Source organism: Novosphingobium lentum NBRC 107847 (genome assembly GCF_001590965.1).
Lineage (GTDB): Bacteria > Pseudomonadota > Alphaproteobacteria > Sphingomonadales > Sphingomonadaceae > Novosphingobium > Novosphingobium lentum.
Genome location: NZ_BCTW01000001.1, coordinates 289,894 through 301,613, shown reverse-complemented (window position 1 = coordinate 301,613; position 11,720 = coordinate 289,894). Strand labels below are relative to the sequence as shown.

9 protein-coding genes are annotated in these 11,720 nt (G+C 66.3%); 4 read left to right on the top strand and 5 right to left on the bottom strand.

All coding sequences use genetic code 11. The features are described from left to right. Position 1 precedes the first annotated feature (1 nt). A complete protein-coding gene (locus NL2_RS01445; protein ID WP_084355780.1) occupies positions 2-1,075 on the bottom strand; it encodes a tetratricopeptide repeat protein in 1,074 nt (357 codons plus the stop codon). A 260-nt stretch (positions 1,076-1,335) separates the two neighbouring features. Between NL2_RS01445 and NL2_RS01440 the strand changes: the two genes are divergently transcribed. Genes NL2_RS01440 through NL2_RS01425 form a run of 4 tightly spaced genes read left to right on the top strand, consistent with a single transcriptional unit; the run spans position 1,336 to position 7,738 of the window. Further along, positions 1,336-3,912 (top strand): cyclic nucleotide-binding domain-containing protein, encoded by a 2,577-nt coding sequence (locus NL2_RS01440; protein ID WP_084355768.1) that lies wholly within the window; start codon positions 1,336-1,338, stop codon positions 3,910-3,912. Positions 3,913-3,915: 3 nt separating this feature from the next. Next, positions 3,916-4,884: a hypothetical protein gene (locus tag NL2_RS01435; RefSeq protein ID WP_245647520.1), complete on the top strand. Its 969-nt coding sequence runs from the start codon at positions 3,916-3,918 to the stop codon at positions 4,882-4,884. A gap of 8 nt (positions 4,885-4,892) precedes the next feature. Beyond that, on the top strand, positions 4,893-6,803 hold the full coding sequence (locus NL2_RS01430; RefSeq protein ID WP_068070890.1) for a cytochrome c3 family protein: 1,911 nt from the start codon (positions 4,893-4,895) through the stop codon (positions 6,801-6,803). 20 nt (positions 6,804-6,823) lie between these two features. After that, positions 6,824-7,738 (top strand): phosphodiesterase, encoded by a 915-nt coding sequence (locus NL2_RS01425; RefSeq protein WP_084355767.1) that lies wholly within the window; start codon positions 6,824-6,826, stop codon positions 7,736-7,738. Between the two features lie 38 nt (positions 7,739-7,776). On the opposite strand, the gene NL2_RS01420 is transcribed toward NL2_RS01425, so the two are convergent. Genes NL2_RS01420 through lptB form a run of 4 tightly spaced genes read right to left on the bottom strand, consistent with a single transcriptional unit; the run spans position 7,777 to position 11,635 of the window. Next, positions 7,777-8,550, bottom strand: coding sequence for a MerR family transcriptional regulator (locus NL2_RS01420; protein ID WP_068070888.1), 774 nt, complete (start codon positions 8,548-8,550; stop codon positions 7,777-7,779). A gap of 54 nt (positions 8,551-8,604) precedes the next feature. After that, positions 8,605-9,249 (bottom strand): MFS transporter, encoded by a 645-nt coding sequence (locus tag NL2_RS01415; RefSeq protein WP_157082971.1) that lies wholly within the window; start codon positions 9,247-9,249, stop codon positions 8,605-8,607. 4 nt (positions 9,250-9,253) lie between these two features. Next, a complete protein-coding gene (gene rpoN, locus NL2_RS01410) occupies positions 9,254-10,780 on the bottom strand; it encodes an RNA polymerase factor sigma-54 (protein ID WP_068070884.1) in 1,527 nt (508 codons plus the stop codon). A gap of 48 nt (positions 10,781-10,828) precedes the next feature. Beyond that, on the bottom strand, positions 10,829-11,635 hold the full coding sequence (gene lptB, locus NL2_RS01405) for an LPS export ABC transporter ATP-binding protein (RefSeq protein WP_068070882.1): 807 nt from the start codon (positions 11,633-11,635) through the stop codon (positions 10,829-10,831). Positions 11,636-11,720: the final 85 nt, after the last annotated feature.

Here is an 11,720-nt window from a genome sequence, read left to right as displayed (position 1 = left end):
TTTACGCCCCCGGCACGCCGACCGTGGCGGCCGCTTCGCGCAGCTGGCGGCTGGCGGCGCCGTCGTTGCGGAAAGCGGCAAGGCCGTCCTTCAGCGCCTTGGCCGCCTTGGCCTGTTCGCCCAGCTGCATGCGGCTGCGCATCAGCATGATCCAGCCTTGCGCGTTCTGCGGGTTGGCCTCCAGCTTGGTCTGCAAGCCATCGACCATGCCGCGGATCATCGCTTCCTGCTGGCCCGAGGGCAGCTGGCTGGCCGCCTTCATCTCCTCGCTGTTCGGCCCGGGAATGGCGGCGGCGACTTTGTCGGGGCCGTTGGTGACCATGCCGTTCTTGGGCGCGGCGAACTGCGCCTCGGCCAGCCGTTTTTCGACCTCGATCTTGTTCTTCTTGCCGACGGTGCGGATCACGTCGCGCACGTCGTTGGCATACGGCGCGTCGCCCGGCGTATCCTTGAGCAGCGCGAACCACGCCTCGATCGCCGCGCGGTGCTGCCCGGCCAGGTCCAACGCCACGGCGCGGAAATAGCGCGCGCGCGCATCCTTGGGGTCGATCGCGATGGCGCGGGCGAACGCGGCCTGCGCATCGCCCGGGATCTTGCCCTCTTCCTTGCTGGCGAGCACCAGCGCCTCGCCAAGGAAGGAATAAGTCTCGGCGTTCTTGGGATCAAGCTTGGTCGCGTGCTTCAGCGCGGTGGCGGATTCGGCATAGCGTTCGGTCTGGAAATACGACCAGCCGAGCATGCGCCAGCCTTCGGCATCGTCGGGATTGTCCTTGAGCTTGGCCTCCAGCTTGGCGATCACGTCGTCGACCGAGGGCTGCGCCTGGCTGGCGGTGGCGACCGGCGGGGCGACCTGCACGTCCTTCTGGCTGCGCACCATCGCCACGGTTCCCGCGCCCAGCGCGAGCACGCCCGCACCGATCAGGGCGATTCGGCCGATGCGGCTGGCCTTGGCAACGTCTGCGGGTTCCGGAGCAGGTATGGAAGCAGCCGCCGGCGAATCCGTCGGGCTGGCATCATGGGACGGGCTGGCCGGGGTCGTCGCGTCGGGTTCGGGTGACGGATTGGCCTCGGTCATCGCATGCTCCTTGACGTCCGGATCGAACCGGGCGTGCACTGCGGCATATCGCGCCCGGCACGCCAGTGGCAAGCGGCGCGATAGGCCATGCCAACCGCCTTGCGTCAGGATGCCGAACGGCGATGCGACCGCGTCGCGAATTTGCAGGTGGCAATCGACCGGGCTTTCGGTAATGTCGCTTCAAACGGGGTTCGCACGGGCTATGGACGGGGTAGGCGCACGATAGGCGCCGCTGTTGTCGTTGCGGGGGACGCACGCCGGTGAGCGAGGTGTACAAGGTTGCGATCATTGGATCGGGTCCGGCGGGAATGAGCGCCGCGGGCCATGCGGCAAAGCTTGGCCTGAACCACGTCCTGCTCGAAAAGACCGATCACCTTTCGGACACGATCTACAAATACCAGAAGGGCAAGCACGTGATGGCCACGCCATCGCAGCTGATCCTGCGCTCCGACCAGGAGTTCGACGCCGGCAAGCGCGAGGATATCCTCAAGCGCTGGAACGATCGCACCGGCGAACTGGGCGTGAACGTCAAATACAATGCCGACGTCAAGTCGATCAAGGGAACCGGCCCGGCGATAGAGGGATCGGTGCAGAAGATCGTCAGCCGCGCGCGCGACGGATCGAGCACCGTCACCGAACTGCAGCGGTTCGCCCCGCCGTATGCGCTGGAACTGACCAGCGGCGAGACGATCCTGGCCGAAACCGTGATCCTGGCGATCGGCACGCAGGGCAACCCCAACCTGATGCGCTGTCCGGGTTCGGACCTGCCGCACGTGACCTACCAGCTCGACGATCCGTATGCGGTGCTCGACCAGCACATCATCGTCGTCGGCACCGGCGATGCCGGCATCGAGAACGCGCGCGGGCTGGCCGAGGATCCGGCGCAGGGCAATGTCGTGACCGTGCTCAACCGCGCGCCGAAATCGACCAACGTGCGCGAAAGCTTTCCCACCGCGAAAGAACCCAACGCGCTCTCGCTCGTCGCCGACCACGAGGCCAAGAAGCTTACCATCCGCTACGAGACCGAGACCAAGGCGGTCGAACCCGGCTGGATCACGCTGACCACGCGCGACGGCGAGGAACGGATCCGCTGCGACCGGATCATCGCGCGCATCGGATCGGCCCCGCCGCGCGGGTTCGTCGAGGCGTGCGGCATCGAATTTTCCAGCGCCGACCGGCTGGCGTTCCCCACACTGTCGCCGGTGTTCGAATCGACCGCGCCCGGCATTTTCGTGATCGGCGCGCTGGCGGGCTATCCGCTGATCAAGCACTGCATGAACCAGGGCTACGACGTGGTCGAGTTCATCAACGGCAACACCAGCCTGAAACCGGCCGACGAGCCGCTGCTCGAAGCCAAGTTCAAGGGCCTGCCCGGCCGCCGCGGCGTGGACGAATGGCTGGAACTGCTGCGCTCCAACATTACCATCCTCAACAGCATGAGCCCGCTGCAGATGCGCGAGTTCATGCTCGATTCCGATGCGCGCGCCTACAAGAAGGGCGAGGTGATCTTCGAGAAGAACGATCCGGGCTCGTCGCTGTTCGCGATCGCGCAAGGATCGGTCAAAGTGCGCATCGACCCCAAGGATTCGTCCAAGGTCGTGCCGATCGGCCAGGGCCTGATCTTTGGCGAGGTCGGCCTGATCTCCGGCCGCCGGCGCGGCGCCACGGTGGTCGCGGCCGAGGATGCGATCTGCGTCGAGATCAGCCGCAACGCCGCGCTCAAGCTGCAAAGCCAGGTGCCGTCCGCCAAGAAGGCGATCGAGCGCATCTCGACCGAGCGCCAGCTGCTGCAGATGTTCGGATCGGGGCTTGCGCCCGATGACATCCGCGAAGTGGTCGACAGCGCCAAGATCGTTCAGGTCAAGGCGGGCGAAGCGATCATCACCGAGGGCGACGAGGGCAAGGACATCTTCGTCATCCGCGTCGGATCGATGATCGTGGAGAAGGAAGTGGGCGGCAAGCCCGTGTTCCTGTCGTACCTGCCCGCCGGATCGTATGTGGGCGAAATGGCGCTGATCGACGGCGGGCAACGCACCGCCACCGTCCGCGCCGCGATCAAGTCCGAAGTGATCCGCGTCGATGGCGAGGCGTTCGACCGCGTATTGCAATCCAAGCCCGCGCTGCTCGATCGCGCGCGCAAGGACATGGAACTGCGCCGCCAGACCAACGCGTTCATCGAATCGCGCAAGGACAGCTTCTCGGGCGTGGTCGATCTGTATTCCGAACAGGCCAAGTTCCTCGTCGCGCAAGGGCTGGGCGAGGCGACCGACGTATTGCTGATCGACGAGCGGCTGTGCGTGGGCTGCGACAACTGCGAAAAGGCCTGCGCTGACAGCCACGACGGCCTCTCGCGGCTCGACCGCGAGGCGGGCAAGAGTTTTGCCCACCTCCACGTGCCGACCAGTTGCCGCCACTGCGAACACCCGCACTGCATGGCCGATTGCCCGCCCAACGCGATCCATCGCGGGCCCGATGGCGAGGTGTTCATCAACGACACCTGCATCGGCTGCGGCAACTGCCAGCGCAACTGCCCTTACGGCGTGATCCGCATGGACAAAGTGCCGCCCAAGAAGCCGTCCCTGCTCAGCTGGATGTTCTTCGGCAACGGCCCGGGACCGGGCGAGCCTTCGTACAAGTGGTCGAAGAAGAACACCAAATACACCGGCGACCCGGCGATCGACGAATCGCTCGATCGCAAGAAGGCGATCAAGTGCGACATGTGCGCGGGCATCGACGGCGGGCCAAGCTGCGTGCGCGCCTGCCCCACCGGCGCCGCGATCCGCGTTGCGCCGGACGAGTTCCTCACCGTTTCGCGCCTCACCAACGAAGGGGCCTGAGCCATGGCCAGCATTGCGCACGGGCCCGATCAGGGCGACCAGGAAACCGCTGCGACCACGGAAAACTCGACCACCACGCGCAGCCCCAAGCCGCCCCGGCGCGGCAAGGTACGGCGCGACCGGGTCAGCACGCACGAAGGGTTCCTGACCCACAAGAACGGCCGGTGGATGAAGATCTCCGCCCTGCTCGCGGCGGGGCTGATCGCACTGTACATTTTCGTGCCGTTGCCGGGTCAGCACTTCGGGTCGAGCTGGCTGGGCTATACGCTGGGCACGGTCGGCGCGCTGCTGATCCTGTGGCTGACCATGCTGGGCATGCGCAAGCGCGCGATCACCCCAGGGCGCTGGTCGCTCAAGGCGTGGACCAGCGCGCACGTCTATCTCGGGCTGACGCTGATCGTGGTCGGCACGCTGCATTCGGGCTTCAACTTCGCGTGGAACGTCCACACGCTGGCCTGGGCGCTGATGATGGTGGTGATCATCTCGGGCATCTTCGGCATCTGGGTCTACGCCACGCTGCCGCAGGCGCTGTCGGCCAACCGTTATGACGAAGACGGCGCGATCACCGAAAAGCAGATGATCGAATCGCTGCGCTCGCTCGATCGCCAGATCCACGACGCCGCGCAGCCGCTCGATCCGCAAAGCGCGGCGCTGGTCGAACAAAGCCTCGACGAGGATCCGTTCGCGGGCAATTTCATCAACCGCATCACCGGGCGCTATCCGCGCTGCGCCACGCGTCATGCCGCAGGCGAACTGCGCAAGGCCCGCGCGTACCGTCCGCGCGTGGCCGATGACCCGGTCGACAAGATCGATGCGCTGCTGACCCGCAAGGAAGCGATGCTGGGCCGGATGCGCCGGCACCTGAAGCTGAAAAGCTGGCTTCAGGCCTGGCTTTATGTCCACGTTCCCGTGACCTTTGCGCTGATCGCGGCGCTTTCCGCCCATATCGTCAGCGTCTTCTTTTACTGGTGAGCGACCCCATGAGCACGCCTCCTCCCAGCACTCCGACGGGCTATCTGGTCCGCCAGATCGCCCTGAAATCCAACGGCGAGGAAATCGTCCGCGCCTCCCAGGTCGCGGGCGACGAACTGACCATCGGCCGCGATTCGTCGTGCGCCATCCACCTGCCCGATCTTGCGGTCGATCCGCTGCACGCGCGCATCCGCAAGATCGACGACGGTCACCTGATGATCGAATCGATCGGCGAGCAGCCGTTCGACGTCAACGGGCGCAGCGTCAATCGGCGCGAACTGAGCATCACTGCCGGCGCGGAACTGGGTTTCGGCGGCCACCGCATCAAGCTGGATCGCGACGCCGAGACCGGGTTGCCCGCGTTCACCGTGCGCCGCGTCGAAGCGGTTTCCGATTCCGCCGAGGACAAGGATGCGGGCACCGTCTACACGCTCAAGGGCCTGCTGCCCGGCAAGCGGATGTCGGCGTGGACGTTCGCGATCCTGGTGCTGGTGGCGTTCCTGGCGCTGCCGATCTGGAGCTACGCCACGTACCAGCCGCTGGCGCTGCACAAGGATGCGCGCCGCCCCGCCGGGTTCCATGCCGACCAGACCTGGTCTTCGGGCCACCTCAGTCTGGCGCACAAGAACCTCAACAACAACTGCCAGGCGTGCCACACCAAGGCGTTCGTCGCGGTGCGCGACAACGCCTGCCTGTCGTGCCACACGCAGGATGCGCACCAGCACATCGCCGATGGCGGCCGTCTGTTGCGTGCACGCGGCAATCCCGAAGGTTTCGCCGCGTTCCAGCGCGCGGTGGCGACGATGTTCAACCGTCCGGCGGGCAGGTGTGTCGATTGTCACACCGAGCATGAGGGTGCCGGTGCTATGCCGGCCACCCAGCAGCAGTTCTGCACCACCTGTCATGATGGACTGAAATCGCGCTTGCCCGACACCAGGATCGCAGATGCCGCCGATTTCGGCACGGCCCATCCGGAATTCCGGCCGACGATCATCGTCGACCCCACCGGGGAGAAGCCGTTGCTGCAGCGCGTGGCATGGAGCGAGGGACTGCGCGAGAACGACGGACTGAAATTCACCCATGCCGCGCACTTGTCCAAGGTCAACGGCATCGCCCAGATGGTCCACCGCCGGGCCGACATGTACGGCGGGCGCTCATCGCTCGAGTGCAAGGACTGCCATCAGGTCGATCCCAGCGGCACGTGGTACGAGCCGGTCAAGATGGAGAAATCCTGCCAGACCTGCCACAGCCTGACCTTCGACCAGGTCGGCGGCACGTTCCGCACGCTACGCCACGGCGAACCCGCCATGGTGGTGGCCGATCTGCGCGCCTATTACCGCTCGGCCGGGCCGGTGCGACCCGCCAACCTGTCGGGCCTGGCCCGCCGCGTGCCCGGCGATGCCGCGCTCCAGTCGACCGCTGCGGACTATGCCCGCGCGGTGCGGTTCTATCCCACGCGCGCCGATCAGGCGGTCGCCCAGGTCTTTTCCAAAGGCGGCATGTGTTACGACTGCCACACGGTGATCCCCGGCGGCGCGGCCTCGACCGGGGGCTTCACGGTACAGAAGGTGGCGCAGAACAACCGCTATTATCATACCGGGTGGTTCAACCATAAGGATCACACCAAGACCGACTGCGCGTTCTGCCATGCCAAGGCGGAGACATCGAACGACGCCAGCGACCTGATGATCCCGGGCATGAACGGCAAGGGCGGCTGCCGCAGCTGCCACGTCGGGGAATCGGGAACGCACCTTGCATCCGTATCCGTAAAAGATCCTGTCGATTCAGGCTGCGCCATGTGCCATTCCTATCATATGGATAGTGGTGCCCCGTGGCAGCCCAAGGACAAGCGGAATGCCGCTGTCCATCGTGCCGACGCTGATCGTCCTCGCCTTCCGGGCGAGGCCGCGCTGCGATAGGCCGGATCCTGGGGGTTGGCATGCTGATTGCGCAGATTACCGATATTCATCTGGGGTTCGAGCCCGAGACGCCGGGCGAGTTCAATCGCCAGCGGCTCGATCGCACGATCGCCACGATCTGCGCGCTCGATCCGCAACCCAAGATGCTGCTGGCCACCGGCGACCTGATCGATCGCGGTGACAAGGGCAGCTACGAACGGCTCAAGGAAGCGTTCGCCGACGTGCCGTTCCCCGTTTACATGGCGCTGGGCAACCACGACGAACGCGCCAATTTTTCCGAGGTGTTTCCCGAATACAATTTCATCGACGGGTTCCTGCAATACGAGATCGACACCGGCCCGTTGCGCATTCTGGTGCTCGACACGCTGGAGGAAGGCCGCCACGGCGGCGCGTACTGCGAAGTGCGCACCGCGTGGCTCAAGGCCCGGCTCGATGAACAGCCCGACCGCAAGACGCTGATCGTGCAACACCACCCGCCGATCGAGGTGGGCATTCCGTGGATGAACACCGATCCGGCCGAACCGTGGGTGCACCGGCTGGCCGGCTGCCTGCGCGATCGCAAGAACGTGATCGGGCTGGTCTGCGGGCACATCCACCGCGCCGTGGCCACGCACTGGGAAGATCTGGTGGTTGCGACCTGCCCGTCGACCGCGCCGCAAGTGGCGCTCGACTTGCGCCCGATCGACGCCGACGTGCCCGACCAGCGCCAGCTGATCATCGCCGATCCGCCGGGCTACGCGCTGCACTGGTGGAACGGGCGCGAACTGATCACGCACTGGGACACCGCCGAGGATCATGCCGTGCTCGCGCGGTACGATGCCAACCTGCAGGGCATGATCCAGCACATGCTGGCCGAACGGCCGATCCCGTCCGAAGGCGTGGGCACGCCCACTCCTACTGCTGCGCCAAACGAAGTGCGGCAGGCCGCCGAATAAACCGCGCCGCCTGCCGCCCCGTATCGCCGCCTATTGCATCATGCGCTCACCGACGGCCCCCGGTGATGCGGCGCCGCCTCGCGGATGAAAGCGAACACCTTCGCCGAAAAGCCCGGATCGACTTCGCCCTCCCATTCGCCCATCCGGTCATAGAATCGGGTGACGCCCTGCATCATGCCCGGTGTCGCCACTTTGGTGAACGGCTCCAGCAACGTGGTCCATTCGGCCACGAACGCACCCGCCTGCGCGCTTGCCGGGTCGAGCGGCAGGGCCGCTTCGATGCGCGCGCTCAGATCCTTCCACTGCGCCTGATACGCTGCCTGGTCGAAACCGGCCGGTACGCCGGCCATGGTGTGGGCAAATTCCGCCTTCTCGTCGGGCGAAAAATAGCGGTCGGTGACCGCTTTCCACTGTTCCTGTTCCATCGCATTTCCCTTTTGAATCAGCGAGCATAGCGTCGCGACGTCGATCGGCTCGCCGCGATCGATGCGGGACTGGATGTGCAGCAGCAGCGTGCGCGTTTCGGCCAGTTCGGCCACCCGCGCCGCCACCTGTTCAAGTTGCGCCGAGACCAGCCGGCCCAGATCGGCGCGCGGCTGGCCGAGCATCGTGCCGATCGCGGCAAGGCTGAACCCCGCGCGCTTGAGCGCAAGGATCGCGGTCAGCCGCTCGAGTTCGCCCGCGCCGAAAAACCGCCGGCCCGCTGCGCTGCGCAACGGGCGGATCAGCCCCCGCGCCTCGTAAAAGCGCAGCGCGCGCGATGTCAGCCCGGTGCGCCGGACGACTTCCGCAATGTCGAGCACCTGTTCCATGACCCGGCTTGTAGCGCTTGACGTTGCGTCAACCGCAAGGGGTATTTTCGGCCCTCACCAATCCTCGACGGCGACCGGCAGATACTTGCGCCAGCCGATCGACAGCAGCCCGGCGCAGGCCATCGCCGCGCCGCCGACGAACATCACGCGGTGGACGGCGTGGCCGATCCACGCCGGTGCGACGAGCGCCAGGAACAGCGTCGTGGCGATCTGCGGCAGCACAGTGGACAGGCCGAACAGCCGCATCGTGTGGGCGCCGCGTCCTTGGGGTGCTGCTGCCCCGGCGACGGCATACGGCACGCTCGACAGGCTGCCCCAGCCGATGCCGATGGCCACGAACGCCGCGACCAGCCCGGCCGGGCTGGCGATCGCGCCCAATGCCACCAGCCCGCCAGCGCCGATCAGCAGCGCCGCGCCATGGACCGGCCCCGCGCCCCACCGCGCCAGCGCGCGCGGCACAAGGAACGACATGCCGATCCCCAGCAGGCCATACAGCGCAAAGCACATCGACAGCACGACCAGTGCGTTCTGATAGCCCGCCGTATCCGGCACGGCGTGGAGCACGTCGCCAGCGATCACCGGTAGTGCATAGATCCACAGGCAGAACATCCCGCTCCAGCTGAGGAACTGAATCGCGAACAGGCGCGGCAGCACAAGGCGGGCGGGCGGGGTGGCCGGGAGTGCGGGGGATTCGGTCATCTTGTCAGCGCACCGCCGCCAGCGCCTTCTGGCGCCGGCGCTGGACCGAACTGCCCAGCCCGATCGCCTCGCGGTATTTGGCCACGGTGCGCCGCGCGAGGTCGAAGCCCTTGTCCTTGAGCAGATCGACCAGCGTATCGTCCGATAGCACCGCCTTGGGGTCTTCGGCGTCGATCAGCGCGCGGATCTGCGCCTTGACCGATTCGGCCGAGACCGGCCCTTCGCCATCCGACGACGCCACGCCCGAGGTGAAGAAATACTTCAGTTCGAACGTGCCGCGCTCGCAGTGCAGGTATTTGTTGGAGGTCACCCGGCTGACGGTTGATTCGTGCATCGCGATGGCTTCGGCCACCGTACGCAAGGTCAGCGGTTTCAGCTGCGACACGCCCTTGCGGAAGAAGCCGTCCTGCTGCTTGACGATTTCCGCCGCGACCTTGAGGATGGTCTTCTGCCGCTGGTCGAGCGCTTTCACCAGCCAGTTGGCATCGGCCAGCTTCTCGCCCAACCAGGCGCGCGCGTCCTTGGCGAGGCACGCGCCACGCATCTCGACATAATAGCTGCGGTTGATGATCAGGCGCGGCAGGGTCGCCTGGTTCAGCGCAATGTCCCACCCGCCGTCGGCACCGTTGCGGATGAGGATGTCGGGCACCACCGCCTCGGTCGTGCCCACCCCGATGCGCAGGCCGGGCCTGGGATCGTAGCCGCGCAATTCGCGCAGCATGTCGCCGAAATCCTCGTCATCGACATCGCACATGCGTTTCAGCCGCGCGAATTCGCCACGCGCGACCAGATCGAGATTGTCGATCAGCCGCGCCATGCACGGATCGTAGCGATCGGCTTCGCGCGCCTGCAGCGCCAGGCATTCGGACAGCGAGCGCGCGCCGACGCCGGTCGGATCGAGCCGCTGCACCAGTTCCAGCGCGGCCTCGGCCTCGGCCAGCGCGACGCCCAGATCGTCGGCCGCCTCGCGCAGCGGCAGCGCGAGATAGCCCGCCTCATCGAGCTGGTCGATCAGCCACCGCGCGACGAACAGCACGCGCGGATCGGAACCGGCCGCGCCGATTTGCAGATGGAGGTGCTCTGCCAGCGTCTGCGCGCTGGCGCCGCGTTCGTCGATGTCGAGGCCTTCGCCGCTGCTGCCGCCCGACCCCGACGCGCCGAAATCGCCCGTTGCCCCACCCAGGTCCGCCGACTGGAGCGAGGCCAGCCCATCGCCCGTGTCGCGATCGCGGTCGAGCGCGGTGGCATCGATGTCGAGCGGGCGGTCATCGGCGGCGCGCCCTTCGCCCAGCAACTGATCGACCGGCGAGGTTTCGAGATGCGTGCGGCGAACGTCCTCGACCGGCGCTTCGGCGACGGCGGCGGGCGCGCCATCGCCGATCTCGAGCAGCGGGTTGGCATCGAGCGCGTCACCGATGAATGCCTCGATCTCGAGGTTGGACAGCGCCAGCAGCTTGATCGCCTGCTGCAACTGCGGCGTCATCACCAGCGACTGGCTCTGCCTGATGTCTAGGCGCGGCCCCAATGCCATCGGATCAGATCCGGCGTTTCCGCATGGCCATCCCGGGCGATGTCACGATCACAGGATGAAGCCTTCGCCAAGGTACAGCCGCCGGACGTTCTCATCGGCGACCAGCGCTTCGGGGCTGCCCGCGAACAGCACCTGTCCGCCATAGATGATGCAGGCGCGATCGACGATATCGAGCGTTTCGCGCACGTTGTGATCGGTGATCAGCACGCCGATGCCGCGCTGCTTCAGGTCGCGGATCAGGTCGCGGATATCGCTGATCGACAGCGGGTCGATGCCTGCGAACGGTTCGTCGAGCAGGATGATAGAGGGGTTGGCCGCCAGCGCCCGCGCGATTTCGCAGCGGCGGCGTTCACCACCCGACAGCGCCATCGCGGGCGACGAGCGCAGGCGGGTCAGGCCGAATTCGTCGAGCAGCCGGTCGAGTTCGGCGGCGCGGGTCGCCTTGTCGGGCTCGACCAGTTCGAGCACGGTGGCGATGTTCTGTTCCACCGTCATGCCCCGGAAGATCGACGTTTCCTGCGGCAGGTACCCCAGCCCGAGAATCGACCGGCGGTACATCGGCAGCATCGTGATATCGATGCCGTCGAGCAGGATCCGCCCCGAATCGGGACGCACCAGCCCCATGATCGAATAGAAACAGGTGGTCTTGCCCGCGCCGTTGGGTCCCAGCAGGCCGAGCACTTCGCCCTTGCCCACCGACAGCGAGATATCGCTCAGCACGGCACGCTTGTCATAGCTCTTGGCGATCGACACGACTTCGAGCCCGCCCTGCGGAATCGGCTGGGATGCGCCGGTTCCGGCAGAATTGGCGGCAAGTCCGGTCGCGTTTGCGGCGCTGTCTAGAAGTGCGGTCATCGGCGGTACGTCACAGCTCCTGGCGTCTGGGCTTAGCGCATAGCGGGATGCGCGGCGGTTAAAAACCCCATCATTTCGGGCTTGG

Bases quoted from the DNA above. Each gene is read 5' to 3' on its own strand.
- NL2_RS01445 (WP_084355780.1), bottom strand. From the start codon at position 1,075: ATGACCGAGGCCAATCCGTCACCCGAACCCGACGCGACGACCCCGGCC.
- NL2_RS01435 (WP_245647520.1), top strand. From the start codon at position 3,916: ATGGCCAGCATTGCGCACGGGCCCGATCAGGGCGACCAGGAAACCGCT.
- NL2_RS01430 (WP_068070890.1), top strand. From the start codon at position 4,893: ATGAGCACGCCTCCTCCCAGCACTCCGACGGGCTATCTGGTCCGCCAG.
- NL2_RS01425 (WP_084355767.1), top strand. From the start codon at position 6,824: ATGCTGATTGCGCAGATTACCGATATTCATCTGGGGTTCGAGCCCGAG.
- NL2_RS01420 (WP_068070888.1), bottom strand. From the start codon at position 8,550: ATGGAACAGGTGCTCGACATTGCGGAAGTCGTCCGGCGCACCGGGCTG.
- NL2_RS01415 (WP_157082971.1), bottom strand. From the start codon at position 9,249: ATGACCGAATCCCCCGCACTCCCGGCCACCCCGCCCGCCCGCCTTGTG.
- rpoN (WP_068070884.1), bottom strand. From the start codon at position 10,780: ATGGCATTGGGGCCGCGCCTAGACATCAGGCAGAGCCAGTCGCTGGTG.
- lptB (WP_068070882.1), bottom strand. From the start codon at position 11,635: ATGACCGCACTTCTAGACAGCGCCGCAAACGCGACCGGACTTGCCGCC.